The sequence below is a fragment of the Streptomyces sp. A2-16 genome (genome assembly GCF_018128905.1).
Taxonomy (GTDB): Bacteria; Actinomycetota; Actinomycetes; order Streptomycetales; family Streptomycetaceae; genus Streptomyces.
The window spans coordinates 9,126,837-9,152,665 of sequence record NZ_CP063808.1; the positions used below are offsets into that span (position 1 = coordinate 9,126,837).

The 25,829-nt window shown below is 71.5% G+C and carries 25 protein-coding genes; 9 read left to right on the plus strand and 16 right to left on the minus strand.

The genetic code is table 11. From position 1 onward, the window contains the following. Window positions 1-47: 47 nt before the first annotated feature. Together IOD14_RS40880 and IOD14_RS40885 are read right to left on the minus strand one after the other, a co-directional pair. Window positions 48-2,660, minus strand: a complete 2,613-nt coding sequence (locus IOD14_RS40880; RefSeq protein ID WP_123989942.1) for a bifunctional FO biosynthesis protein CofGH — start codon at window positions 2,658-2,660, stop codon at window positions 48-50. Between the two features lie 58 nt (window positions 2,661-2,718). Beyond that, window positions 2,719-3,561, minus strand: coding sequence for an LLM class F420-dependent oxidoreductase (locus IOD14_RS40885; protein WP_123989943.1), 843 nt, complete (start codon window positions 3,559-3,561; stop codon window positions 2,719-2,721). Between the two features lie 248 nt (window positions 3,562-3,809). Between IOD14_RS40885 and IOD14_RS40890 the strand changes: the two genes are divergently transcribed. Continuing rightward, window positions 3,810-4,973, plus strand: coding sequence for an NAD(P)/FAD-dependent oxidoreductase (locus IOD14_RS40890; RefSeq protein ID WP_212672905.1), 1,164 nt, complete (start codon window positions 3,810-3,812; stop codon window positions 4,971-4,973). Between the two features lie 32 nt (window positions 4,974-5,005). Here the strand turns inward: IOD14_RS40890 and IOD14_RS44670 are convergent, their stop codons facing one another. Next, window positions 5,006-5,488 carry an excalibur calcium-binding domain-containing protein gene (locus IOD14_RS44670; protein ID WP_249126191.1) on the minus strand — a complete coding sequence of 161 codons (483 nt, stop codon included), beginning with the start codon at window positions 5,486-5,488 and terminating at the stop codon, window positions 5,006-5,008. A gap of 321 nt (window positions 5,489-5,809) precedes the next feature. Here IOD14_RS44670 and IOD14_RS40900 point away from each other — a divergent pair, with 321 nt between their 5' ends. After that, window positions 5,810-6,385, plus strand: coding sequence for a DUF4352 domain-containing protein (locus tag IOD14_RS40900; RefSeq protein ID WP_212672906.1), 576 nt, complete (start codon window positions 5,810-5,812; stop codon window positions 6,383-6,385). An 11-nt stretch (window positions 6,386-6,396) separates the two neighbouring features. Here IOD14_RS40900 and IOD14_RS40905 read toward each other — a convergent pair whose 3' ends face one another. Genes IOD14_RS40905 through IOD14_RS40915 form a run of 3 tightly spaced genes read right to left on the minus strand, consistent with a single transcriptional unit; the run spans window position 6,397 to window position 7,331 of the window. Then, window positions 6,397-6,573 (minus strand): hypothetical protein, encoded by a 177-nt coding sequence (locus tag IOD14_RS40905; protein WP_160160152.1) that lies wholly within the window; start codon window positions 6,571-6,573, stop codon window positions 6,397-6,399. Then, window positions 6,574-6,849, minus strand: coding sequence for a hypothetical protein (locus tag IOD14_RS40910; protein WP_123989945.1), 276 nt, complete (start codon window positions 6,847-6,849; stop codon window positions 6,574-6,576). A gap of 50 nt (window positions 6,850-6,899) precedes the next feature. Next, a complete protein-coding gene (locus tag IOD14_RS40915) occupies window positions 6,900-7,331 on the minus strand; it encodes an ATP-binding protein (RefSeq protein ID WP_212672907.1) in 432 nt (143 codons plus the stop codon). Window positions 7,332-7,538: 207 nt separating this feature from the next. On the opposite strand from IOD14_RS40915, the gene IOD14_RS40920 reads away from it, so the two are divergent. Beyond that, complete coding sequence (locus IOD14_RS40920) at window positions 7,539-8,390, plus strand: helix-turn-helix transcriptional regulator (RefSeq protein WP_212672908.1); 852 nt, start codon at window positions 7,539-7,541, stop codon at window positions 8,388-8,390. Between the two features lie 10 nt (window positions 8,391-8,400). Beyond that, a complete protein-coding gene (locus IOD14_RS40925) occupies window positions 8,401-8,565 on the plus strand; it encodes a DUF397 domain-containing protein (protein ID WP_212672909.1) in 165 nt (54 codons plus the stop codon). 13 nt (window positions 8,566-8,578) lie between these two features. Here the strand turns inward: IOD14_RS40925 and IOD14_RS40930 are convergent, their stop codons facing one another. After that, window positions 8,579-8,935, minus strand: coding sequence for a DoxX family protein (locus tag IOD14_RS40930; protein ID WP_123989948.1), 357 nt, complete (start codon window positions 8,933-8,935; stop codon window positions 8,579-8,581). Between the two features lie 98 nt (window positions 8,936-9,033). Further along, a complete protein-coding gene (locus IOD14_RS40935; protein ID WP_174269313.1) occupies window positions 9,034-9,852 on the minus strand; it encodes an endonuclease/exonuclease/phosphatase family protein in 819 nt (272 codons plus the stop codon). 94 nt (window positions 9,853-9,946) lie between these two features. Between IOD14_RS40935 and IOD14_RS40940 the strand changes: the two genes are divergently transcribed. After that, window positions 9,947-10,339, plus strand: a complete 393-nt coding sequence (locus IOD14_RS40940) for a nitroreductase/quinone reductase family protein (protein WP_123989949.1) — start codon at window positions 9,947-9,949, stop codon at window positions 10,337-10,339. A 68-nt stretch (window positions 10,340-10,407) separates the two neighbouring features. On the opposite strand, the gene IOD14_RS40945 is transcribed toward IOD14_RS40940, so the two are convergent. From IOD14_RS40945 to IOD14_RS40975, 7 genes are all read right to left on the minus strand, one after another. Continuing rightward, a complete protein-coding gene (locus tag IOD14_RS40945; protein WP_123989950.1) occupies window positions 10,408-10,944 on the minus strand; it encodes a DUF3455 domain-containing protein in 537 nt (178 codons plus the stop codon). A gap of 132 nt (window positions 10,945-11,076) precedes the next feature. After that, window positions 11,077-12,510, minus strand: coding sequence for an aldehyde dehydrogenase family protein (locus tag IOD14_RS40950; protein ID WP_123992703.1), 1,434 nt, complete (start codon window positions 12,508-12,510; stop codon window positions 11,077-11,079). A gap of 56 nt (window positions 12,511-12,566) precedes the next feature. Beyond that, entirely contained in the window at window positions 12,567-14,297 is a 1,731-nt protein-coding gene (locus tag IOD14_RS40955) for a D-aminoacylase (protein ID WP_212672910.1), read from the minus strand. A gap of 14 nt (window positions 14,298-14,311) precedes the next feature. Next, on the minus strand, window positions 14,312-15,430 hold the full coding sequence (locus tag IOD14_RS40960; RefSeq protein WP_123989952.1) for an LLM class flavin-dependent oxidoreductase: 1,119 nt from the start codon (window positions 15,428-15,430) through the stop codon (window positions 14,312-14,314). A 118-nt stretch (window positions 15,431-15,548) separates the two neighbouring features. Further along, window positions 15,549-16,319 (minus strand): SDR family oxidoreductase, encoded by a 771-nt coding sequence (locus tag IOD14_RS40965; RefSeq protein WP_212672911.1) that lies wholly within the window; start codon window positions 16,317-16,319, stop codon window positions 15,549-15,551. A gap of 11 nt (window positions 16,320-16,330) precedes the next feature. Next, entirely contained in the window at window positions 16,331-17,248 is a 918-nt protein-coding gene (locus tag IOD14_RS40970) for an LLM class F420-dependent oxidoreductase (protein ID WP_249126193.1), read from the minus strand. Beyond that, window positions 17,245-18,486 carry an amidohydrolase family protein gene (locus tag IOD14_RS40975; RefSeq protein WP_123989954.1) on the minus strand — a complete coding sequence of 414 codons (1,242 nt, stop codon included), beginning with the start codon at window positions 18,484-18,486 and terminating at the stop codon, window positions 17,245-17,247. The genes IOD14_RS40970 and IOD14_RS40975 overlap by 4 nt, the downstream gene beginning before the upstream one ends. A gap of 247 nt (window positions 18,487-18,733) precedes the next feature. On the opposite strand from IOD14_RS40975, the gene IOD14_RS40980 reads away from it, so the two are divergent. From IOD14_RS40980 to IOD14_RS40990, 3 genes are all read left to right on the plus strand, one after another. Continuing rightward, window positions 18,734-18,970 carry a hypothetical protein gene (locus IOD14_RS40980; protein WP_212672912.1) on the plus strand — a complete coding sequence of 79 codons (237 nt, stop codon included), beginning with the start codon at window positions 18,734-18,736 and terminating at the stop codon, window positions 18,968-18,970. A 274-nt stretch (window positions 18,971-19,244) separates the two neighbouring features. Then, complete coding sequence (locus tag IOD14_RS40985) at window positions 19,245-22,229, plus strand: BTAD domain-containing putative transcriptional regulator (RefSeq protein ID WP_212672913.1); 2,985 nt, start codon at window positions 19,245-19,247, stop codon at window positions 22,227-22,229. A 519-nt stretch (window positions 22,230-22,748) separates the two neighbouring features. Next, window positions 22,749-22,937 carry a hypothetical protein gene (locus IOD14_RS40990; RefSeq protein WP_123989957.1) on the plus strand — a complete coding sequence of 63 codons (189 nt, stop codon included), beginning with the start codon at window positions 22,749-22,751 and terminating at the stop codon, window positions 22,935-22,937. A gap of 83 nt (window positions 22,938-23,020) precedes the next feature. Here the strand turns inward: IOD14_RS40990 and IOD14_RS40995 are convergent, their stop codons facing one another. Continuing rightward, entirely contained in the window at window positions 23,021-24,571 is a 1,551-nt protein-coding gene (locus IOD14_RS40995) for a FadD3 family acyl-CoA ligase (protein ID WP_212672914.1), read from the minus strand. A gap of 105 nt (window positions 24,572-24,676) precedes the next feature. On the opposite strand from IOD14_RS40995, the gene IOD14_RS41000 reads away from it, so the two are divergent. Further along, window positions 24,677-25,828: a lipid-transfer protein gene (locus IOD14_RS41000; protein WP_123989959.1), complete on the plus strand. Its 1,152-nt coding sequence runs from the start codon at window positions 24,677-24,679 to the stop codon at window positions 25,826-25,828. Window position 25,829 lies beyond the last annotated feature (1 nt).

A 25,829-nucleotide genomic window follows, 5' to 3' on the forward strand; every position in this document is an offset into this window, starting at 1 on the left:
CCGGCCCCCGCCGAGACACCTTCCTCCCAGATTCCCCTCGGACCGTCTCAGTCCAGCACCGGCAGCAGCTCCGGCAGGTGCCCGTCGGAGACCTGCGCCGCCTTCTGCCGCTCCTGCGACACCTCCCCGTACAGGGTCGTGCGCGGACGGGCGGGCCGGCCCGCCGCCTCGGCCACCGCGATCAGGTCCTTCACCGACTTGTAGGAGCCGTACGACGAGCCCGCCATCCGCGAGATCGTCTCCTCCATCAGCGTGCCGCCCAGGTCGTTCGCCCCGGAGCGGAGCATCTCCGCCGCGCCCTCGGTGCCCAGCTTGACCCAGCTGGTCTGGATGTTCGGCACCCAGGGGTGGAGCAGCAGGCGGGCCATCGCGGTGACCGCCCGGTTGTCCCGCATCGACGGGCCGGGGCGGGCGATGCCGGCCAGGTACACGGGGGCGTTGGTGTGGATGAAGGGGAGCGTCACGAACTCCGTGAAGCCGCCTGTGCGTTGCTGGATGCCGGCCAGGGTGCGCAGGTGGCCCAGCCAGTGGCGGGGCTGGTCGACATGGCCGTACATCATCGTCGAGCTGGAGCGGATGCCGACCTCGTGCGCGGTCTCGATCACCTCGATCCAGGTCGCCGTGGGCAGCTTGCCCTTGGTCAGGACCCATCGGACCTCGTCGTCGAGGATCTCGGCGGCCGTGCCGGGTATGGAGTCGAGGCCGGCCTCCTTGGCGGCGGTCAGCCACTCGCGGATGGACATGCCGGTGCGGGTCGCGCCGTTGACGACCTCCATCGGCGAGAAGGCGTGCACATGCATGCCGGGGACACGGGACTTGACCGCCTTCGCGATGTCGAAGTACGCCGTCCCGGGCAGGTCCGGATGGATGCCGCCCTGCATGCAGACCTCCACCGCGCCCACCTCCCAGGCCTGTTGGGCACGGTCGGCCACCTGGTCGAGGGAGAGCGTGTAGGCGTCGGCGTCGGTGCGCCGCTGGGCGAAGGCGCAGAAACGGCAGCCCGTGTAGCAGACGTTGGTGAAGTTGATGTTCCGGGTGACGATATACGTGACGTCGTCGCCGACCACCGACTTGCGGACGTCGTCGGCGATCCGGGTGAGCGCGTCCAGGGCAGGCCCGTCGGCGTGCAGCAGCGCGAGGGCCTCGTCGTCGGTCAGCTTCGTGGGGTCGTCGGCGGCGGTCCGCAGCGCGTCGCGTACGTCGGTGTCGATGCGCTCCGGGACCATGCCGGGGGCGGCCGCCTCGCGCAGGGCGCCCCAGTCGCCGTAGACCTCGTCGAAGTCGTCGCGGCGATCCGACGTACGGCCCTCGGTGTCGATCGTGGCGTGCAGATCCGTGCGGCCGGACGGGACGAAGACCTCCTCGGGCTCCTGCCAGGGCAGCCCCTGCGGAAGGGCGTCGGGGCGCGCCAGTCCGGTGGCCGGGTCGGCGAGGGCCGCCACGTGCGGCCGCAGCCTCGGGTCCAGCCAGGGCTCACCGCGCTGGACGAACTCGGGGTACACGCACAGGCGTTCGCGCAGCTCGAAGCCCGCGGCCCGGGACCGCTCGGTGAGCTCCTCGATCTGCGGCCACGGGCGCTCGGGGTTGACGTGGTCGATGGTGAGCGGGCTGACCCCGCCCCAGTCGTCGATGCCCGCCCCGATCAGCCGCTCGTACTCGCTGTCGACGAGGTTCGGCGGGGCCTGGATGTTGGCGGCCGGGCCCATGATGAGGCGGGCGACGGCCACCGCGGCGACCAGCTCGTCCAGTTCCGCGTCGGGCATGCCGCGCATCGCGGTGTCCGGCTTGGCGCGGAAGTTCTGGATGATCAGTTCCTGGACGCTGTGGTACGACCGCGCTGTGCGCCGAAGTGCGAAGAGGGACTCGGCGCGCTCCTCGTACGTCTCGCCGATGCCGATGAGGATGCCGGAGGTGAAGGGGACGGAGGAGCGGCCGGCGTCCTCCAGGACCCGCAGGCGCACGGCGGGTTCCTTGTCCGGGGAACCGTGGTGCGGGCCCCCGGGCTCGGACCACAGCCGGGTCGCGGTCGTCTCCAGCATCATGCCCATGCTCGGGGCGACCGGCTTCAGCCGCTGGAAGTCGGTCCAGGAGAGCACGCCCGGGTTGAGGTGGGGCAGCAGGCCCGTCTCCTCCAGGATCCGGATGGAGATGGCCCGGACGTAGGCGATGGTGTCGTCGTAGCCGTGCGCGTCCAGCCACTCCCGGGCCTCCGGCCAGCGGTCCTCGGGCTTGTCGCCGAGGGTGATCAGGGCTTCCTTGCAGCCGAGCGCGGCGCCCTTGCGGGCCACGTCCAGGACCTCGTCGGGGGACATGAACATGCCGTGGCCGGCCCGGCGGAGCTTGCCGGGCACGGTCACGAAGGTGCAGTAGTGGCACTTGTCCCGGCACAGCCGGGTCAGGGGGATGAAGACGCTCTTCGAGTACGTGATGACACCGGGGCGACCCGCCTGTTCGAGTCCGGCGTCCCTGACCCGGGCGGCGGACGCGGTGAGGTCGACGAGGGCCTCACCGCGGGCCTGGAGCAGCACCGCCGCCTCTGCCACGTCCAGGGCGACGCCGTCCCGGGCGCGTTTGAGAGCGCGACGCAGGGAGTTCTCGGTGGGGCCGGTACCGCCAGGGCGGTCGGTGGGGCCGGTTCCGGAGGTCGCGGAAGTCGTCATCCTTCGAGCATACGAGCGGTGTGATCAGGGCCGAGGGGCTGCACGAAGGTGGGTGAGGTCACACATCACCGCCGCCACCCTGGACATAACCGGCATACTCGTCGAGCACCTTCAGGACCTCCCCCTCACCCGCCGGAGGCAGCTGCACCACGACCTCCTCGATGCCGAGGTCGGCGTAGTGCGCGAGCTTGCCGGGGTTCGGGAAGACGGCGTACGGCACCACCTGCAACGCGTTCGGGTCGCGGCCCGCATCGGCCCAGGCGGCGCGCAGCACGGGCAGGGACTCGGTGAGGCCGCGTCCGCCGATGGGCAGCCAGCCATCGGCGTACTCGACGATGTGGGAGAACAGCTTGGGCCCGGCGGCGCCACCGACCAGGGTCCGCCGCCGGACCGGCTTGGGGAAGGCGTGGCTGGCCCGGACGCTCCCGAACTCCCCTTCGTAGGCGGTCGGTTCGTCCGCCCAGAGCGCCTGCATGAGGGCCATCCGGTCGCGGACCAGCTCGCGCCGGGTGCGCCACTCGACGCCGTGGTCGGCGGCCTCCTCGACGTTCCACCCGAACCCGAGCCCGAGCGTGAACCGCCCGCCGGAGAGGTGGTCGAGGGTCGCGATCTGCTTGGCGAGGTCGATCGGGTCGTGCTGGGCGACGAGCGTGATGCCGGTGCCGAGACCGAGCCGCTCGGTGACGGCGGCGGCCTGGCCGAGCGCGACGAAGGGGTCGAGGGTACGGCCGTACTCACGCGGCAGGTCGCCTCCCGCGGGGTACGGGGTGACCCGCTCGACGGGGATGTGGGTGTGCTCGGGCAGGTACAGCCCGGCGAAGCCCCGCGCCTCCAGCTCACGGGCGAGCCGGGTCGGGGTGATGGTCTCGTCGGTGAGGAAGATGGTCACGGAGATTCGCATGGGTGCATCTCTACCGGGCCGGGGCGGGGATGTCCATACCGACTGGTCGGCATCGTTGGCGGGAGGGTGGTCTGCGGGGCTGTAGGTCGCCTGTCGGGGCTGTGGGGTCTATCGCGTGTCAGGGCTGTAGGTCCGCTGTCGGGGCTGTAGGTCCGCTGTCGGCGGTCTGTCGACGGGGGCCCGGAGCCTTGCTGGAGACGGCCGACCGGAGTCCACCGGGAGGCCCCCTCCCGAAGGAGCCACCCACCATGACGACCAGCCCTGTCACGAACAACCATGTCCTGAAGAGCCCCGTCACGATCATCGGCGCCGGACTCGGCGGCCTCACGCTCGCCCGTGTCCTGCACGTGAACGGCATCGCGTCCACCGTCTACGAGGCCGAGGCCTCGCCGACGGCCCGGGCGCAGGGCGGGATGCTCGACATACACGACTACAACGGCCGGCTCGCCCTGGAGGCGGCCGGTCTGACGGACGAGTTCGACGGCCTCGTCCTGGCGGGCCGGGAGGCCGCGCGGCTGGTCGACCGGGACGGGACGGTCCTGTTCGACCAGCCCGACGACGGCACCGGCGGCCGCCCCGAGGTGCAGCGCGGCGAACTGCGACAGCTCCTGCTGGACTCGCTGCCGGCCGGTACGGTCCGCTGGGGCCACAAGGTCAGCGGCACGCGTGCGCTCGGCGGGGGCCGTCATGAGGTGACCTTCGCGGACGGCTCCGTGGTCACCACCGACCTCCTGGTCGGAGCGGACGGCGCCTGGTCCCGCGTCCGGCCGCTGCTCTCGGCGGCGGTGCCGGAGTACACCGGTATGTCGTGCGTCGAGGTGTACCTGCACGACTCCGACACCCGGCATCCGGCCAGCGCGAAGGTGGTCGGAGGCGGGGCGCTGTACGTGCTGGCGCCGGGGAAGGGTTTTGTGACGCACCGGGAGAGGGGCGGCAACCTGCACACCTACGTGATGCTCGCGCGGCCGCAGGACTGGTTCGCGGACATCGACTTCACCGACTCGGCGGCGGCCGTCGCGAGGATCGCGCGGGAGTTCGACGGCTGGGCGCCGGAACTGACCGCGCTGATCACCGACGCCGACACCGCACCGGTGCTGCGTCGCTTCGCCGCCCTGCCCGCCGGGCACCGGTGGGAGCGGGTGCCGGGAGTGACCCTGATCGGCGACGCCGCCCACGTCGCCGCCCCCAACGGCGAGGGCGCCAACCTCGCCATGCTCGACGCCGCCGAACTCGCCCAGGCCCTCGCGTCCCACCCCGACGACATCGAAACCGCGCTCACCGCATACGAACAGCCCATGTTCCCCCGCAGCACGGAAACCGCCGACGAGGGCACCGAGCTCTACGCCCTCATGTTCGGCGACGACACACCGCATGGGCTGATCAGGATGTTCACGGGGGAGGACCAGGGCTGACTGCTTGCGCCCAACCCCTTCTCCCCTTGCCGTCAAGGCCCCGCGTACGGCTCGCAGGCCACGCCGTCACCGTCCCTGTCGAGATGCGGCCCATATCCGGGGTCGCCGCGGTGGAGGGGTGCAGCGCCGGCGGCCCGAGCCTCGTCACAGTTCTCGTAGTACACATCAGGGGCTGGGGCCGTCGTCCTCGGTTCGGGGTCTTCGGCCGTCTTCGTCACGGTCTTCGTCGGAGGGGGAGAGGGGGCGACGGTCACGGTCTCGGTAACCGCGACGGTCGGCATTTCGACGGGGTGCGACGGCAGGGCGGTCGAAGCGCCGACTGCCGGAGTGTCGGAGGTCGCGGGCGAGCCGGGCTCGCTGTCAGATGAGTCGACGGCGCTGAGAATGCCCCCTAGGAGCACAAAGGTGGCGAGCAACCCAAGGGCTACGGTCAGGATCCGTCCCAGCAGGCCCAGGGATGCCCACTTCCGTCGCAGTCGCCATAGGGGGCCGCGTCGTCTGCCGTTGCCGATCATCGCAACGTCCTTGCTCGATCAGATCCAGTCTCCAGTTCAGCACCTGGTCAGGTGCACCGCACGTCGGAACAGCTGGGACAGCTGACGTAGGGACGGACCCCACACGGCCTTTGGACCACCACCGTCCACCGGGCCCGGAGTGCGCCAACTGCCTGACCGTCGCACGCTGAAGCCATGAACACCCCGCCCCCGTCAGGGCCCCCTGACGGGCCACTGCACATCCGGGTCCGTGACGACGCCGCTCAGTCACCACATCCCACGCGCTCACGTAGAGGCGTCCTCACCCACGCAGGCGCGGCCCTTGCCGGCTTGTTGGCCGGTGTGCTGATCGGTGTCACGGCGGACTCCGGTGGTGCCGACAAGACGATCCCCTCGGCGACGGCCACCACGACAGTCACCAGCGCGGAGACCGTCACCGCCACCCCCGGAGCTGACGTGGCGTCGGCCCCAGCGCCTTCGTCGCCGAAATCCTTCGCCTTCGGAGACACCTGGAAGCTGGACAACATCGACCCGGCGAAACCCTTCGAAGGCAGCCTGACCGTGCTCGATTACGAACAGGGCTTCACCTCGGTCGGCAAGGCCGACGAAGAGGCGGGTGAGCCCGGCTATGTGTGGGCGTACGCCGAATTGAAGTTGTGCGGCACCAAGGGCTCGTACACCGACGACACATTCAGTTGGACGCTGTACTACAGCGACGGCAGCCGCGTCAGCCCGTCCGGCACCACCTACGGTGACTTCCCGAAGCCGCAGTTCCCGTTCGAAGTCACGGTGACCGCCGGCAAGTGCGCTCGCGGGAAGCTGGTGTTCCCCGTCCCGGGCGACAAGCGCCCGGAGTCCGTGCTGTACAAGCCAGACGGCTTGGGCGAGCCGAGGGAGTGGACCGTCCCCAAGGCGTAGTGGCGGGTGCCTCAGTCCACCACCTGTGGATCACGGAAGTAGTAGACGACGGTGACCCCCAAGCCCGGTGTGTGGGTGTAGACGACCGTGATCGCCTCAGCAGAGTCGGAGGCAAGGGGGGTGGTGTACGTGTACTCGACGGAGGGCGCCAGCCGGGGATCTCTCGGCCCACCGAGGTGGGATCTCATTCACGTACGGCCGCCTCCGCCACGGGCGTCTTCCAGTGCCGTCATGATCTCGGAGGAGTTCCTGATCAGGACGCGATGCCGATACGCGCGGACCACGGCTGCGGCGCCCGCGAAGTCGTTCGTCGGAGAGGCTCCTATGGCTGCCGCCAGTTCCTCCTCGAAGCGCTCCCGGTCACCGGGAAAGCCGTAGCGGCTGAGCGCGCTGCGCAGGTCGTTCACGGTCCGGATCTCCGGGAGGGGCATCGCTCCCCAGCCGTGCTCGGGCTGTGCGCTCATGATCGCCTCCTGGTGAACAGCGGTCGCTCCACCTCTCGGTATGGCCCGGCTCACCATCCCGGCACCCCGCACTCCGCCCACAGCAGCTTCCCTCCTCTCGACGCGCCCAGTTCGCGCAGTACCGACACGCCCGTCGCGTCCGCGCAGGCCCTCACCAGGTGCAGGCCCCTGCCGTGCTCGGCGTCCGGTGCGGCGGGGGGCTTGTCCGTCGTGAAGGCGGGTGGGACCCGGGGGTCCGTGTCCCAGACGGCGACCCTCACCCTGCCGGGGGACGGGGAGAGGAGGCGGAAGGCGTACGGGCCCTTCGTATGGAGGTGCGCGTTCGTGAGGAGTTCCGCCGCGAGCAGCTCCGCGGTGGGGGTCAGGTCCGGGAGGTCGTGGGCGGCCAGGATCAGGCGCAGGGCGCCTCTCGCGATACCCGGTGCGCGTGGATCGTGCGGAAGATGCAGGGTGTAGTTCCAGGACGGGGATACGGTGGCCAACGGAAGTCTCCGATCACCGAGGGGAGTTGGACGGGTGCCTGGTGTCTCCGCCGTGGCGTCCCACGGTGCGCTTCCAGGTGGTGCGGCGCCTGAACATGAAGATAAGGGCTCAGCAAATGTCATTTGCTGCCCCCGGAGATACTTCGGTTCATTTTCCTTCGTGTGGGTGACCTACCTTTGGAACGCGCGTCCGGGAGGAGTGCACGCATGCCTGCCAGACCCCCGCTGACCGCCCGCCGCCTCCGGATTGCCGTCGAGCTGCGCAAGATGCGGGAGCGCTCGGGCATGACGGCGACCGAGGCCGCACGCACGCTCGGTACAAGCCAAGGGCAGCTCAGCAACGTGGAGTCGGGCCGCTTCGGGGTGAGCCCCGAGCGCATCCGTTCACTGGCCGGCATCTACTCCTGCCCGGACCCCGGCTTTGTCGAGGCCCTGGTCGAGATGGCCACCGACAGGACCTTCGGCTGGTGGGAGTCGTACCGCGAAGTGCTGCCGTCCGGGCTGCTCGACCTCGCCGAGCTGGAGCATCACGCCATCGCCGTACGCACCGCGTACACCTCCCACATGCCTGGCCTGCTCCAGACCGCTGACCACGCGCGTGAGATCTTCCGGCACGTAATCCCCGAGCCCGCCCCGCCCGAGATCGAGCACCGGGTCTCGCACCGGATCAAACGACAGGGGCTCCTCCACGGCGCGGACCCGACGCCCTACCGCACGACCGTGCACGAAGCAGCGCTGCACATGCGGGTCGGCGGCCGGGACGTGGCCCGGGCCCAGTTGCGGCATCTGATCGACATGAGCGAACAGCAGCACATCACCATCCGCGTGCTCCCGTTCGACGTCGGCGCCTTTCCGGGTTCGGGCCAGTCCATCAACTACCTGTACGGGCCCGTGCCACAGCTCGACACCGCGCAACTCGACCAGTTCCACGGGCCGGTGCTGCTCGATGCGGAGGCCCTGCTGACGAAGTACCGAAATCTGCTCGACGTCGTGGAAGGCACCGCCCTCAGTCCCGAGAAGTCCCGGGATCTGATCCGTTCCATCGCCCAGAACCTGTGAAGGAGCCGACATGATCACGAACCGCTGGCAGAAGTCGTCCTACTGCCAGGAAGGCGACGCCTGCGTCCACATATCCGCCGCCCCCGACGGAGTCCACATCACCGACTCCGATGCCGCCCGGACCGTCGTCACGGTCAGCCGTGCCGCCTTCGCCGCCCTGCTGAAGTCGCTCTGACCCCTTCGTCAGGTCACCACGGCCCGTGGTCCAGCAGGCCCAGGACCAGGACGGCCGCCGCCGTGGTCAGGAACACGATGCCGCCCACGATGTTGCGGGAGCCGACCCGCAGGTGGGCGATGATCGCGCCGATGAAGTACAGCACCAGGCCGGTGGCGGCGAGGGTGCCCAGGAGCGGTACGGCGAGGCCGGCCAGCAGTCCCACGGTGCCCGCCGCCAGCAGCGCGCCCAGGACCGGGACGTACTTCCGGGGTATGCCCTTCATGTCCGCCTGGGTCTTGGGGTATTCGTGACCGATCAGGTAGGTGACGGCCGCGGCGCCGTTGAAGACCGCGCCGAGGATGGTGACCGTGAGGTAGGCGGCGAACACTAAGGTCCCCGTTCTGTAGACGTGATACTGCCGCCAGGACGACGAGCGGGCGACGCGATGTGTGACATCGCCCGGCAGCCACGGCGCCCCGGAGCCGCTCAGGCCCGCGTCGACGCCAGGTCCGCCACCACCGCCGCGTGATCCGACGGCCACACCCCGTCCACGGGGCCGTCCCCCGCGCGGCGTACGTCCAGCACGTGGCCGAGTCCGGACGGCCCCGGCGGGCCCACATGGATGTAGTCGATACGGACCGGAGGGTCCACGCGGATGTACGGGTTCGCCGGGTCCCAGGTCGCGGAGGGGGCCGTCGGGTCCGCGTACTCCCAGGCGTCCAGGAACAGTTGGCCCGGTGCGGCCGGGGCCGTCCTGTAACCGCCGAAGAGGCGGATCTCGTCGGAGTCGGGCCAGGCGTTGAAGTCGCCGGTGATCACCGGGGGGAAGTCGGTGCCGGAGCGGTGCGCGGCCACGAACTCAGCGAGCGCCGTGACCTGTTGGCAGCGGACCGCCGAGGCGGTCGGGGCCGAGGTGAGATGGGTGGTGAAGAAGGGGATCTCGTACGACGGTCCCGCGAGCCGGGTGTGGAAGGCGAGGCGGCCGTCGTCCAGGTCGGCGGGCACGGGGAGGCGCAGGACCGCCTGGTCCAGAACCGGCCAGCGGCTCAGTACCGCGTTGCCGACCTCCACCCCCGTCTCGCCTATCCGCCGCTGCCAGCGCTCGGAGGCCGGCGAGGGCGCCCACGCCCAGTGCAGGCCCAGTTCGCCGGCCAGCCACTCCGCCAGGTTCTCGGTGCCCGTCGCCCACACCTCCTGCAGGCCCACCACATCCGGCCGCAGCTCCCGCAGCACCGCCAGGATCGCCTTCTGCCGCTGCTCCCACGGCCCGAAGCGCCACCACAGGTTCCAGGTCACCACACGCATCGCCGACACCCCTTCGTCCGCCCGGCCCGCACCCCTGAGATCATCGAGGCCGCCGGGAAGGATACGGAAGACGAGCGACGGGAGTCTCAACGTCATGTCCCCCACCGCCGAACGCAAGTACCGCGTCGCCAGGGCCGTCCAACGAGTCCTCAACCCCGTCATGCGCCGCCTGCCCCTCCAGACCGTCCTGGAGACCACTGGCCGCACCTCGGGCCTGCCCCGCCGGACCCCCGTGGGCGGCAGGCGGGTCGGCGACTCCTTCTGGCTGGTCTCCGAGTTCGGGGAACGGTCGCAGTACGTCCGCAACATCAAGGCCGACGCGAGGGTCAGGGTGCGCATCCGGGGGCGCTGGCACGCCGGGACCGCGCATCTGATGCCGGACGACGACATCGCCGTACGACTGCGCTCGCTGCCCTCGATGAACAGCGCGGCCGTACGGGCCATAGGGACAGGGCAGTTGACCGTGCGGGTGGATCTGGAGCGCTGACGAGCGGTACGGCGGTGGCCGCCGCGGGAAGCGGGGCCACCGCCGCGCTGTTCAGAGACGCACGCGCCTCACTTCGCCGGCTTGTAGAAGGCGTACGTCGCGGTGTACGCCACGCTCACCTGGTCCGTGCCGGTGCAGGCGCCGGCCGGGGCGACGCCGCCGGTGGTGTTCAGGCGCTGTATGTAGGAGACGCCCGCGAAGACGCCCGAGCCCCGGGTCGCGGTGGCCTGGAGCAGGAGCTCGGGGATGGTGCCGGTCTTCGGGGAGGTGGCGATCGCGGCGGCGTTCACCGCGCTGCCGTCCACCGTGGAGACCCAGACGGGGCCGCGGGAGTGCAGGGCGACGGTGCGGCCTCTCCGGTCCGACAGGGTGGCGGCCGGCTCCAGGAGCTTCCAGGCCCCGTCGGTGCAGGTGTAGGTCTGCACGCCTCGGGCGCCGTACACGCCGGTCAGCTTGTTGCCGTCCGGCACCTTGAGTGCCGCGGGGGCCTTCACGGGCTTCGGCGCGGGGTCCGAGGGGGTGGCGTAACCGGTGGTCGTGCCCAGCAGGGCGGCCGCGGCGGCGAGGCCCGCAGTGGTCAGGGCGAAACGCTTGGTGAGCTTCAAGTCAGTTCTCCGGAACGGTTCTTGACTGATGGTCAGAGCGCCGACATCGATGTCCGCGCCCTCCGCTCCGGGACTCTACGGGCCCACCCCCGGGTTACCGGCCAGTTGGCCGAACACATTCCCCGGACCCCCTCACCCCGGCCAGACGATCGACTGCACCTCGCTGTAGGCGTGCAGCGCGTACGACCCGCAGTCCCGGCCGACCCCGCTCCTGCGGAAGCCGCCGAACGGTGCCTCCATGTTGCGGCCGACCGTGTTGACCCCGACTCCCCCGGCCCGTAGCCGCCGTGCCACGCGGAAGGCACGGGCCACGTCGGCCGACCACACGTAGTCGATGAGGCCGTAGTCGCTGTCGTTGGCGAGCGCGATCCCCTCCTCCTCCTCGTCGAAGGGCGTCACGGTCACGACCGGGCCGAAGATCTCCTCCCGGACCACCCGCATGTCGGGGCGGCAGTCGGCGAGGAGGGTGGGCCGGACGTAGAACCCCCTTTCCGAAGAGGGCCGTTCACCGCCCGCCACCACGGAGGCGCCCTCCTTGCGGCCGAGTTCGACATACGACTCCACGCGCTCCCGGTGCGCCGCCGAGATCACCGGTCCGACGACCGTCCCGGCCTCCCTCGGGTCCCCCACCTTCAACCGGCCCGCGTAGGCCGCCAGTTGTTCGACGAGACGGTCGTGGAGACCCCGCTGCACCAGCACCCGCGTCGGTGCCGTGCAGATCTGGCCGCTGTAGAAGGAGAAGGTGGTGCCGATGCCCGCCACGGCAGAGGGGAGATCCGCGTCCTCGAAGACGACCGCCGCCCCCTTCCCGCCCAGTTCCATCAGCTGCCGCTTCATGGAACGCCCGCACACCTCGCCGATGCGCTGTCCGACCGCCGTGGAGCCGGTGAAGCTGACCATGTCGACGTCGGGTGAGTCGACGGCGGCCTCGCCGACCTCCACGGAACGCCCGCTGACCACGTTCACGACTCCGCGCGGCACACCGGCGGCCTCCAGTGCCTCCGCCATGCGGTACACGGAGAGGGGGTCCTGCGGGGCGGGCTTCACGACCACCGTGTTGCCCATGGCGAGCGCGGGGGCGATCTTTCCCGCGGGGTTCGCCCACGGGTTGTTGTACGACGTGATGCAGGTGACGACCCCGACGGGCTGGCGGACGGCCAGCGCGCCCATCACCGCGGCCCTCCCCATCGGTCCGGCCTCGTTGACCTGCGGGGGGATCGCCCACTCGGCGGGCTCGGTCTGCGCGTACCGCCGGAAGCGGGCGGCGGCGACACCGACCTGCATGCCACGGGCCACACCCGTGGTCGCGCCCGTCTCGGCCTGGGCCAGTTCGGCGTACGGCACCAGGTGGGAACGGATGAGGTCGCCGGCCCGGGCCAGCACGGCGGCCCGCTCCTGAGGTGCCGTGCGCGACCACGGCCCGAAGGCCTCGCGGGCCGCGGCGCAGGCCGCGTGCACCTGATCCCGCGAGGCCTCCGGAGCCCACCCGACGGTCTCCTCGGTGGCCGGATCGACCACCGCGTAGTGCCCGCCGACCGGCTCGACCCACTCGCCCCCGACGAACAGCCGCTGCTCGACCGGGGAACCGGCGGACCTCACCTCGTCGTCACGATCCGCCGGGCTCACCTCGTGCTCACCGTCCGTGTGTCCCTCCCGGAGCGCAGCACCCGGCCCGGTACCGCCCCGCTCACCACGTCGTCCCGGATCGCCTCGACCCCGTTGACCCACACGGCCCGTACCCCGATCGCCTTGGAGTCCAGCCGCGGACTGTCACCCGGCAGGTCGTGCACCAGGGTGGCCGTGCCCGCGGCGATCCGTTCCGGGTCGAAGAGCACGAGGTCCGCATGGAAACCCTCCTCGATCCGGCCGCGCTCACGCAGTCCGAACAGCCGGGCCGGGTCGTCGGTGAGCATCTTCACGGCCTGCTCCAGCGAGGTCAGCCTCCGGCCGCGCAGACAGTCCCCGAGGAACCGGGTCGTGTACGGCGCCCCGCACATCCGGTCCAGGTGCGCGCCGGCGTCGGACCCGCCGAGCAGCACATCCTCGTGCTGCCAGGCCTCGGCCCGCATCGCCCAGGACGCCGGGTCGTTGTCGGTGGGCATGGGCCACAGGACCGTACGGAGCGAGTCGGCCGCGCAGATCTCGACCAGGGCGCCGAACGGCGTCTGCCCGCGTTCGGCCGCGATGTCCTCCACGACCCGCCCGCTGAGCCCGCGGTTCTCCTCGCTGTAGGTGTCCCCGATGACGTACCGCCCGAAGTTGGTCAGCCGCCGGAAGACGCCCGCCTCCTTGGACTCGGCGAGCCGCACCAACTCGGTCTGTACGTCCGGGTCGCGCAGCTTCTCGATCCGTTCGGGCACGGGCAGGGCGAGGACCGGTCCCCACCCGGGGATCAGGTTCAGCGCGCAGAAGGTGCCCAGGGACATGTTCATCGGGGTGAGGATCGGCATAGTCAGGGCGACGACCCGGCCGCCCGCCTTGCGGGCCTGCTCGCTCGCGAACAGTTGCCTGGGCACCCGCTCCGGCACGGACGAGTCGATGGTCAGCACGTTCCAGTTCAGCGGCCGCCCCGCCGCCGCGCTCATCTCCACGAACAGGTCGATCTCGGCGTCGCTGAACTGGTCCAGGCACCCGGCGACGATCGCCTCGATCTGTGTGCCCTCGTGCTCCCCGACGGCCCGTGAGAGCGCGAGGAGTTCGGCGGGCAGGGCGTGCCGGGAGGCGACGGGTTTGCCGTCCCCGTCGGAGTGCGTGGAGGACTGGGTGGTGGAGAAGCCCCAGGCCCCGGCGTCCATGGCCTCGTGGAACAGCCGCAGCATCTGGGCGAGTTGCTCCTCGGAGGGCTGTCCCCCGACGGCGTCCGGTCCCATCACGTACCGGCGCAGCGCGCAATGCCCGACCATGAAGCCGGCGTTGACGGCGATACGGCCCTCCAGGGCGTCCAGGTAGTCCCCGAAGGACTGCCAGTTCCAGGGCGCCCCTTCCTCCAGGGCGACCAGGGACATCCCCTCGACCTTGGACATCATGCGGCGGGTGTAGTCGGCGTCGTCCGGGCGGTCCGGGTTCAGGGGCGCCAGGGTGAAGCCGCAGTTCCCGGCGGCGACGGTGGTGACCCCGTGGTTGAGGGAGGGCGTCGCGTAGGGGTCCCAGAACAGCTGGGCGTCGTAGTGCGTGTGGGGATCGACGAACCCGGGGGCGAGGACGAGACCGCCGGCGTCCTCGCTGGTCCGGGCCTCTTCGGTCACCTGCCCGACGACGGCGATACGGCCGTCCCGGATGCCGACGTCGGCGGTGCGGGCGGGCGCACCGGTCCCGTCGACGACGGTCGCTCCCTTGATGAGGTGGTCGAGCATGGAACCGAACCCCCTTATGCGGACTCGCGGAAACGGGTCGTGCGATGCACCGGATCCGTGTCGATCTTCGGAATCACGTGCTCCCCGATCAGCCGGATCGTCTGCAGCGTCTCCTCCTTGGGCACCCCCACCGGCAGCCCGAAGCTCAGCTGGTCGGCCCCGGCCTGCTCCCAGCGCTTGCACTGGCGGACGACCTCGTCGGGGTCCCCGCAGATCAGCAGCTCCTCCTCGATGAGCACCTCGACGAACTCGGCGGTGTACTCGGGCAGCGTCTCCGGCCACACGGGGAAGCCCTCGGGACGCGGGAAGGTGTCGTGGTAGCGGAAGACCAGGGACGGCAGGTAGTGCAGCCCTCCGTTGACCGCGATCTCGATGGCCTCCGCGTGCGTCGGCGCGCAGATCGCGGTGGTCGTCACCATCACGTTGTCGTTGACGAAGTCCCCGATCGGCTCGGCGTCGACCACCGCCGTCTTGTACTGCTCGAGGACCCACTCCATGTCGGAGACCTTCTGCACGCTGAAGCCGAGCACCCCGAGCCCCTTGCGGGCGGCCATCGCGTACGACGGCGGCGACCCGGCGGCGTACCACATCGCGGGGTGCGACTTGCCGTACGGCTTGGGCAGGATCTTGCGCGGCGGCAGCTGCCAGTGCTTGCCCTGGAAGCCGGGGTACTCGTCCTGGAGCCACATCTTGGGGAACTCGGCGATGGTCTCTTCCCAGATCTCCTTGGTGTAGTTCATGTCGGTCACCCCGGGTATGAACCCGAGGATCTCGTGCGATCCGGCCCCGCGGCCGCTGCCGAACTCGAAGCGGTTCTCGCTGAGATGGTCGAGCATGGCCACCTTCTCGGCGACCTTCACGGGGTGGTTGACCTGGGCGAGCGGGTTGAAGATCCCGGAGCCGAGGTGGATGCGGTCGGTGGCGTGCGCGAGGTACCCGAGAAAGACGTCGTTGGCGGAGAGGTGCGAGTACTCCTCCAGGAAGTGGTGCTCGGACGCCCAGGCGTACTTGAAGCCGGACCGGTCCGCCTGGATGACGTACTCGGTCTCCTCCATCAGCGCCTTGTGCTCGGCCAGCGGGTCGGTCTCGGCGCGCTTGCCCACGTATCCCTGTACAAAGAGCCCGAATTCCAAGGAGGTTCACCGTCCCCAGTCTGTCTCTGACACTCCCGTTATCTGACACTCCGTCAGATTGCCGATCTGCCGCCGACTGTGGCACCGGGCGCACAAGGGGTCAATACCTGATGGCCGGTCAGATGACGGAGACCCCGGCGAGCCAGCCGCCGTCGATCACGAACGGCTGCCCGGTGATGTACGAGGAGTCCGCGGAGGTCAGGAACAGCGCGAGCCGTGCCACCTCCTCGGGCCGTCCGATCCGGCCGAGCGGCACGATCTTGCGGTAGAACCGGTCGAGTCCCCGGGAGGCCTGCTCCCCGTCGGCGGACGGGTCGAGGAGGGCCGGGTTGGACATCGCGGTGTCCACGGCCCCGGGGCACATGGCGTTGACCCGGATGCCCCGCGGTGCCAGCTCCAGCGCGGCGACCCGGGTGAGCCCGAGGACGGCGTGCTTGGAAGCGGCGTACGCCCCCACGCCCGCCATGCCGGTCACCCCGGTGTAGGAGGCCGTGTTGACGATCGTGCCTCCGTCGGTCAGTACCGGCCCGACGGTCTTGACACCGAGGAAGCAGCCGACCTGGTTGACCTGGAGGACCTGCATGAACTCCGCGAGAGGTGTGTCCAGGAGGGTGTTGAAGCGCAGGATGCCGGCGTTGTTCACGAGCCCGTCGATGCGCCCGTGCTCCTCGACGGCGGCCTGGACCGCCCGCCGCCAGTCCTCCTCCCGGCCCACGTCGAGGTGCACGTACAGCGCCCCGATCTCCTCGGCGAGCACCTTCCCCTGCTCGTCCAGCACATCCGCCACGACGACCTCGGCGCCCTCCTCCCGGAACAGCCGGGCCTCCTGCTCGCCCTGCCCACGTGCCGCGCCGGTGACGAGGACGACACGTCCGTCCAGCTTGCCCATGCGGTGACTCCTCAGAGGTGGGGGGCCAGATCGGCGCCGAACGCGGAGATCTGGTCGATGAGTTCGGCCCGGCCGCGGCTGCGGAACCGCACCTGGATCTGGTCCACGCCCATCGCGCGGTAGGCACGCAGGGACTCGGCGAGCTCGTCGGGCGGGCCGCTGAGCGTCCGGCGGCCGACGTCCCACGCGGGCGTACCGACGTAGAGCGGCTCGGCGATGGCCCCGACGGTGAACGGCCCTTCGAGGCCCGCCTGTGCCCGCAGCCGCCGTATCCGCTCGATCTGCGTGGGCAGCCGGTCCCGGGGGTCGCCCTGGGGCAGCCAGCCGTCGCCCTTGAGGGCGGCCCGGCGTACGGCGGCCGGGGAGGAGCCCCCGACCCACAGCGGGACGTGGGACTGGGTGGGCCGGGGACGCTGGCCGAGGTCCGCGAAGTCGTAGAGCTTGCCGTGGTGTTCGGGGAACTCCTCCGGGCCGAGCGCCTTGCGCAGCGCGTCGACCGACTCGTCGAGGACGGCTCCGCGGCCGGCGAAGTCGACCCCGAGCACCTCGAACTCCTCCTGGACGTGCCCCGCGCCGACCCCGAGGATCAACCGCCCGCCGCTCAGATGGTCGAGGGTGGCGTACTGCTTGGCGGTGAGCAGGGGGTGCCGCAGCCCGACCACCGCCACATGGCTGAGCAGCCGGACCCGTTCGGTCACGCCCGCGAGGAAGGCGAGGGTGGCGACCGGGTCGTACCAGACCGTGCTCATCGCCGGCGCCAGGCGGCGCGGGATCGCCACGTGGTCGCAGGCGGCGATGTACGCGAACCCGGCACGGTCGGCGGCCCGGGCCACCTCGGCGAGATCCTCCGGCCCGGCGGCGGCCTCCCAGGGCTCGGCGTAGATCGTGCTCTGGGACTGGACGGGCAGCTGGATGCCGTACTCGGTCACCGCGGCCCGCCCCAGAGGCCGTCCGGGGTGAGACCGAGCAGCTCGATGGCGTTGCCGCGGACGATCCGCTCCACCACGTCGGCGTCGAGGTGCCCCATCTGGGCCTCGCCGACCTCGCGGGACTTCGGCCAGGTCGAGTCGGAGTGGGGGTAGTCGGTCTCGTAGAGGACGTTGCCGACGCCGATGGAGTCGAGGTTCCTGAGCCCGAAGGCGTCGTCGAAGAAGCAGCCGTAGATGTGCTCGGTGAAGAGTTCGGACGGCGGGCGGTGGACCTTGTCGGCGACGCCGCCCCAGCCGCGGTTCTCCTCCCAGACCACGTCGGCGCGCTCCAGGATGTAGGGGATCCAGCCGATCTGCCCCTCGGCGTACATGATCCGCAGGTTCGGGAAGCGCTCGAACTTGCCGCTCATCAGCCAGTCGACCATCGAGAAGCAGCAGTTGGCGAAGGTGATCGTGGAGCCGACGGCGGGCGGGGCGTCGGCGGAGGTGGAGGGCATACGGCTGCTGGAGCCGATGTGCATCGCGATGACCGTGCCGGTCTCGTCGCAGGCGGCGAGGAAGGGGTCCCAGTCGTCGGAGTGGACGGAGGGCAGGCCGAGGTGCGGGGGTATCTCGGAGAAGGCGACGGCGCGGACGCCGCGGGCCGCGTTGCGCCGGACCTCGGCAGCCGCGAGCTCGGCGTCCCAGAGCGGGATCAGGGTGAGCGGTATGAGGCGGCCCTGCGCCTGGGGGCCGCACCACTCCTCCACCATCCAGTCGTTGTAGGCCTGGACGCACAGCAGGCCCAGTTCGTGGTCCTTGGCCTCGGTGAAGGTCTGGCCGCAGAAGCGCGGGAAGGTGGGGAAGCAGACGGCCGACTGGACGTGGTTGACGTCCATGTCGGCGAGGCGCTGCGGGACGTCGTAGGAGCCGGGGCGCATCTGCTCGTAGGTGATGACCTCCAGCTTGATCTCGTCCCTGCTGTAGCCGACCGCCGTGTCGAGACGGGTGAGGGGGCGCTGGAGTCCCTCGTACAGCCACCAGTCGCCCAGGGGTCCGTCGTCCCCGGGGGCGCCCATCACGGGCTTGAAGCGGCCGCCCAGGAAGCTGATCTCCTTGAGCGGGGCGCGGACTATGCGGGGGCCGGTGTCGAGGTACTTCTTCGGGAGCCGGTTCTGCCAGACGTCGGAGGGCTCCACCGTGTGGTCGTCGACGGAAATGATCTTCGGAAGTGCCGTCGTGGTCTCCATGGCGCCCACGGTAGCGCCGATCTGACGGTCCGTCAGCTGTGTGGACGGGGGCTGCGCAGCGGGCGGGCTGCGGCGTGGCTGGGCGGAGTGGACGGGGTGCGGAGGTGGATGGGGTGCGGAGGCGGACGGGGTGCGGGCGGCGACCGCCGCCGGGGTGATCAGTCGGGCCAGGCCGTCGCCGAGGATCGGCGGCACGGGAGGCCGCCGTGAGACTCGGCGTCAGGGCGGGCGAGGCGGGCGGGGGGCTTGCTCGGGGGTGGAGTCGCCGGACGTCCGGGGCTTGCTCGGCGTGGAACTGCCCGGCTGCCGGGGCATGTTCGGCGTGCAGCCGCCGGACGGCCGGGGCTTGCTCAGCGTGGAACTGCCCGGCGGGCGGGGCTTGCTCGGCGTGCAGCCGCCAGACGGCCGGGGCATGTTCGGCGTGCAGTCGCCGGACGGCCGAGGCGTGCTCGGCGTGGAACTGCCGGACGGCCGAGGCGTGCTCGGCGTTTAACTACCCGGCGCCTTGCGGACAGTGGGGACGTCGCCGGTTCCCGAACCCCCCGCGGACCGGTCGAGTCGGCTCCGCGGGAACCGTACGCGTGGCGCGTGGTGTCGTGTCCGGGGCAGGGGTGTCGCGGGTGTTCCTGTGCGGAAGTGTGCGGAGAGAGAGTGAGGGGCTTGTGATGTCCCGCGCGTCCATCTGTGATCAGCCTCTCCACAGCTGACGCATCCGCCATGGACAAGGCAGACTGACGGGGTTGTAGACAGGCCCTAGGGGGACGGCGATGGACGGTGTACCGCGGGTGCCGGAGCAGAGGCGTCCCGGCTTCTCGGCGCAGGCCGGGGAGGAACCGGGACACCCGGCGGAGCCCGCGCCGCTGCACTTCAGTGTGCTCGGCCCGGTGCGTGCCCGGCGCGGTGAGGAGCTCCTGAACACCGGCTCCCCCCAGCAACGCGCCCTGCTCGCCGCCCTGTTGCTGCGCGAGGGCCGTACCGCCACCGCCGCCGAGCTGATCGACGCCCTGTGGGGCGAGGAGCCCCCGTCGCAGGCCCTGGCCGCCGTACGCACCTACGCCTCCCGGCTCCGCAAGATCCTCGACCCCGGCATCCTGGTCAGCGAGTCCGGCGGTTACGCGATCCGCGGACTCGGCGAGGACGCGCTCGACCTGGCCGCAGCCCAGGAACTCGCCACCCGGGCCGAGAAGGCCCGCACCGCCGGCGACCTGTGCCACGCCCGTGACGTGCTCGGACGGGCGCTGGCCCTGTGGGACGGCGAGGTGCTCGCGGGCGTGCCCGGGCCGTACGCCGAGGCCCAGCGCGTGCGCCTGCAGGAATGGCGGCTGCAACTCCTCGAGTCCCGCCTGGACATGGACCTGGAGCAGGGCTGCCACGCGGAGGCGGTCTCCGAACTGACCGCCCTCACCGCCGAACACCCCCTGCGCGAGCGCCTGCGCGAACTGCTCATGCTGGCCCTGTACCGCTCCGGCCGCCAGGCGGAGGCCCTCGCGGTCTACGCCGACACCCGCCGCCTCCTCGCCGACGAACTCGGCGTCGACCCGCGCCCCGGCCTGCGCGAGCTCCAGCAGCGCATCCTCCAGGCCGACCCCGGCCTCGCGGCCCCCTCCTCCCCGCAGCCCGAACCGGTCGCGGCCCCCGTCCGCCCCGCCCAGCTCCCCGCCACGGTCCCGGACTTCACCGGCCGCGCGTCCTTCGTCACCGAACTGAGCGAGGTGCTCGCCTCCGGCTCCGAGGGCCGCGTGATGGCGGTCTCCGCGCTGGCCGGCATCGGCGGCGTCGGCAAGACGACCCTCGCCGTGCACGTGGCCCATCAGGCCCGCCCGGCCTTCCCCGACGGGCAGCTCTACGTCGACCTCCAGGGCGCCGGCAACCGGGCGGCCGAGCCGGAGACGGTCCTGGGCGCCTTCCTCAGAGCCCTCGGCACCGCCGACTCCGCGATCCCGGACTCCCTGGAGGAGCGGGCCGCCCTGTACCGCTCGGTCCTGGACGGCCGCCGGGTCCTCGTCCTGCTCGACAACGCGCGCGACGCGGCCCAGATACGGCCCCTGCTGCCCGGCACGGAAGGCTGCGCCGCCCTGGTGACCTCCCGGGTCCGGATGGTCGATCTCGCCGGGGCGCACCTGGTCGACCTGGACGTGATGTCCCCCGACGAGGCCCTCCAGCTGTTCACGAAGATCGTCGGCGAGGAGCGGGTCGCCTCCGAGCGCAAGGCCGCCCTCGACGTGGTCGCCGCCTGCGGCTTCCTCCCCCTCGCCATCCGTATCGCCGCCTCGCGCCTGGCCGCCCGCCGCACCTGGACGGTGTCGGTCCTCGCGGCGAAGCTCGCCGACGAGCGGCGCCGCCTCGACGAACTCCAGGCCGGCGACCTCGCGGTCAAGGCGACCTTCGAGCTCGGCTACGGCCAGCTGGAGCCCGCTCAGGCCCGCGCCTTCCGGCTGCTGGGCCTCGCGGACGGCCCGGACATCTCCCTCGCCGCGGCGGCCGCCGTACTGGACCTGCCCGTCGAGGACACCGAGGACCTCCTGGAGGCCCTGGTCGACACCTCGCTCCTGGAGTCGGCGGCGCCCGGCCGCTACCGGTTCCACGACCTCGTACGCCTCTACGCGCGTGCGTGCGCCGAACGCGACGAGTGGCCGCCGTCCGAGCGGGAGGCGGCGCTGTCGCGGCTCCTGGACTTCTATCTGGCGACCGCGGCGGCCGTGTACGCCATCGAGCGGCCCGGGGACCGGCTGGTGGAGCACCTGGAGGAGATCCGCCACCCCGGGCTGTCCTTCGCGGACCGCCACAGCGCCCAGGACTGGCTGTACGCGGAGGCCAACGCGCTGCTCGCGTTCGTCCAGCAGTGCGCGAAGGGGGCGCTGCTGCGACGCGCGGTGGACCTGTTGTGGGTGGCGAAGGACCTGGCCGAGTCGGGGGCCAACTCGAAGCAGTACGAGGTCGCCGCCGTCGCCCTGCGGGACGCGGCCGACGCGGCCGACGACCCGCGCACACGCGCGCGTGCGCTCACCACTCTCACCAACGTCCACCTCGTCGCCGGCCGCTTCGAGCAGGCGGACGCGGAGGCCCGGCTGGCCATGGAGCTGGCCCGCGCGGCCGGCGACCTGGCGCCCAGCTGCTGGGCCGCCAACGACCGCGGCATCATCGCGCTCTACCAGGGGCGGCACGCTGAGGGCGAGGCATGCCTGAAGGAGGCGATCGAGAGCTTCCGGCTCGACCGGAACCTCGCGGGCGAGGCCAGCGCGCTGTGCAACCTCTCCCGTATCCACCTGGCCATGGGGCAGAGCACGAGCGCGGTGGAGCTCGCCCAGCAGGGCATCGTCATCTACGACCGGCTGGGGCACGCGCTGCGCGGTGCCAACGGGCGGTACGCGCTGGGGCTCGCGCTCACGGGTCAGGGGCAACTGGACGCGGCCGTGGACCGGTTGACGGAGGCGCTGGAGGTCTTCCGTGACAGCCGGCAGCGGCTGTGGGAGGGCATGACGCTGTTCCGGCTCGCCGAGGCGCACCTCGCCGGCCGCCGTCCCGCGCAGGCCGCCGCGCTCACCGAGCAGGCCCTGGCCGTCCTGCGGGGCATCGGCGGCGAGTGGCGGCGCGGCAACGTCCTGACGGTCCTCGGCCGCGCCCTCAGCGGTCTCGGCCAGCCCGGCCGGGCGGAGGCCTGCTGGCAGGAGGCCCTCGCCATCTTCGACCACCTGGGCTCACCGGAGGCCACCCAGGTACGCCACCTCCTCACCCCGTCGGCCGCCGCGTAGCCCCTCCGGCGGCAGGGTCCCGCTCCGGGGGCGCGGACCGACGGGGAGCGTCGTCGACCGGCGCGGACCGACGGGGAGCGTCGTCGACCGGCGCGCCACACCGGCAGCCGACCACCACGGGCGACCGAGGGACGGTCCGGACGAGCGGGCGTCGCCCACGGCAACGGTCCGCACCGCCACGAACCGCCGTGCGGCACGGCCCGGACCACCACGGGCGGGCCCGGGCAACTTGCCTTCCGGCCCTGTCGGCGGTGGTCGTCCGGCCGGTGCCGATGCCGGGATCCCCATGCCGGGATCCACGGCCCGCACCCGCGTGCGGCACACGTACCGGGCAGGCGTTCATCGTTCGTTTATCGCGGCGCGGGAAGCTCCTGGTGTCGATCCGTCGCGTCGGGGGGCAGACGGGTCAGCGGTGGTCCCCATCGCTAGGGTTACCGACCCTGACAAGTCCGCCCGGCGGCCCTCGGGGGAGCCGCCGGGTGGACAGCGCCCATCACCGGAACGGGAGAGTCACCACCCATGAGTGCAACCGAGAAGCAGGACGGCACGGTCAAGCCGCTCGACAACCACGCCACGGGCACCGAGGACGAGGTCAAGCCGCTCGACAACCACGCCACCGGCGCCGAGAAGGTCGTCACCCTGGCCGCCGGCACGACGGACGGCACGGTCAAGCCGCTCGACAACCACGCCACGGACGAGAAGGCCTGACAAGGACTTTCCGGACACGGGGATCGGCCGCGGCGGCGCGGAGGGGGAGCCGTCGCGGCCGAGGCGTGTCCGGGGCCGGTCGTTCAGGGCCGCCGCAGCTCGCCCTTGACCACCTTCCCGCTCGCGTTCCTGGGCAGTCGGGCCACGAACTCCACCGTCCTGGGCACCTTGTAGTTCGCCATCTCCCGGCGCGCCCACGCGATCAGGTCGTCGCCGGTCAGGACCGAGCCCGGGCGCCGGACCACGTACGCCTTGCCGACCTCGCCGAGCCGTGCGTCGGGCACGCCGATCACCGCCACGTCGGCCACCGCCGGGTGCAGCCCGAGGAGTTGCTCTATCTCCGCCGGGTACGCGTTGAAGCCGCCGACGATGAACATGTCCTTCAGGCGGTCGGTGATGCGGAGGTTCCCGGCGGCGTCCAGGACTCCGACGTCGCCCGTGCGCAGCCAGCCGTCCTCCGTCACCGCCTCCGCGGTGGCGGCCTCGTCCTCGTAGTAGCCGCGCATCACGTTGAAGCCGCGGACCAGGACCTCACCGGGCTCCCCGGGCGGCGCCTCGACCCGCACCTCCGTCCCCGGGATCGCCCGCCCGGACGTCGACGCGATCACCGGCAGCGGGTCGCCGCGCCGGCACATCGTCACGATGCCGCTCGCCTCCGAGAGGCCGTACGCGGTCAGGACGGTCTCCACACCCAGCTCGCCGTGCAGTTGCTCGACCAGCCTCAGTGGAACCACGGCCGCGCCCGTGACCACCAGCCGCAGCGCCGACAGGTCGTGGGAGGACCGCGCCGGGTGGTCCAGGAGCGACTGGTGGAGGGTGGGCGGGCCCGGCAGCACCGAGACCCGCTCCGCCGCGATGTTCGCCAGCACGGTGTCCACGTCGAACACCGGCTGCGGGATCATCGTCGCCCCGCGCATCAGACAGGCGATCACCCCGGCCTTGTAACCGAAGGTGTGGAAGAAGGGGTTGACGATGAGGTAGCGGTCGCCCTGTCGCAACCCGGCCAGCTCGCACCAGACCTCGTACGCCCGTAACGTCTGCTCGTGGGTGATCACCGCGCCCTTGGGACGGCCGGTCGTGCCGGACGTGAAGACGATGTCGGACGGCCAGGACCCCTCGACGGCCGAGGCCCGCGCCCGCACCTCGGCCTCCCCCACCCCGTCGCCGCTCGCCAGGAAGTCCTTCCAGGTGCGGTAGTCGGCGGGGGCGTCGTCCGACAGCACCACCACCTGCTCCAGGTCCGGCAGTCCCGGCCCCTCCGCGACCGCCCGGCGCAGGGACGCCACGTACGAGGTGCCCAGGAAGGTGCCGGTGACGAACAGCAGCCGGGTCCCGCTCCGGCGCAGCACGTCCGCGGCCTCGGTGCCCTTGAAGCGGGTGTTGAGGGGCACCAGGACCGCCCCCGCCGACACCGCTCCCAGTGCCGAGACCATCCAGTCCAGGGAGTTGGGGGCCCAGACGGCCACCCGGTCCCCCGGCCGTACGTCGTTGGCGACGCACGCGGCGGCCGCCCGCTCCACGCGGGCGCCCAGCTCCTCGAACGTGATCCGGTTGCGGCCCTCCACCACCGCCTCCGTGGCGGCGTACCGCCGCGCGGCCCAGCCGACCAGCTCCGGGATGCTGCGCCACTTCACATCGGCCTCCCCGAAAGCGGAAACGCATTAGCTGACTACCCGTCAGATTAGCTGTAGCCTGACGGGCTGTCAGCAGGCCTCACAGTGTGCGGAGGTGCGTGCAGCGTGACCCTCAAGGACGCCACGGCGATCGTCGGTATCGGACGGACCCCCTTCGCCAAACACCTCGCCGAGGACGAGAGGACCCTGGCCTGCCGGGCCGTTCTCGCCGCCCTCGACGACGCCGGGATCGCCCCCGGCGAGGTCGACGCCCTGGCCTCGTACACCATGGAGGAGACGGACGAGGTCGAGCTCGCGAAGGCCGTCGGCTTCGGCGACCTCACCTTCTTCAGCAGGATCGGCTACGGCGGCGGCGGTTCCTGCGCGACGGTCGCCCACCTCGCGGCGGCGATAGCGAGCGGACAGGCCACGGTCGGGGTCGCCTGGCGCTCACGCAAGCGGGGCTCCGGCCCCCGCCCCTGGACCAACACCACCGTCCAACTCCCCACCCCCGCCCAGTGGACGAGACCCTTCGGCCTGCTCCGGCCCGCCGACGAGATCGCCATGCTCACCCGCCGCTACATGCACGAGTACGGCGCCACCCGCGACCACCTCTTCAACGTCGCCCTGGCCTGCCGCAACCGCGCCAACCAGAACCCCGCCGCGATCATGTACGAGCGCCCGCTGACCCGCGAGATGTACATGACCTCCCGCTGGATCAGCGAGCCGCTGTGCCTCTTCGACAACTGCCTCGAGACGGACGGGGCGTTGGCCTGCGTGGTCGTCAGCAGGGAGCGGGCCCGCGACTGCCCCGCCACCCCCGTCTACGTCCACTCCGCCGCCCAGGGCCTGCCCGCCCAGCACCACGGCATGGTCAACTACTGGAACGACGACCCGCTCACCGGCCCCGCCTGGACCGCCGCCCGGCACCTGTGGAAGCACGCCGACTTCACCCCGCAGGACGTCGACGTGGCCCAGATCTACGACGCGTTCACCTCCCTCGTCCCGCTCTCCCTGGAGGGCTACGGCTTCTGCGGGCGCGGCGAGGGCGGCGCGTTCACCGAGCAGGGGGCCCTGGAGATCGGCGGACGGCTGCCGATCAACACCGGCGGGGGCGGGCTCTCCGAGGCCTACGTGCACGGCTTCAACCTCATCGACGAGGGCGTGCGGCAACTGCGCGGGACCAGCACCGCCCAGGTCCCGGACGCCGCCACCTGCCTCGTCACCGCCGGCGAGGGCGTCCCCACCTCCGCCCTGCTGCTGACCAACAGGAGCTGAC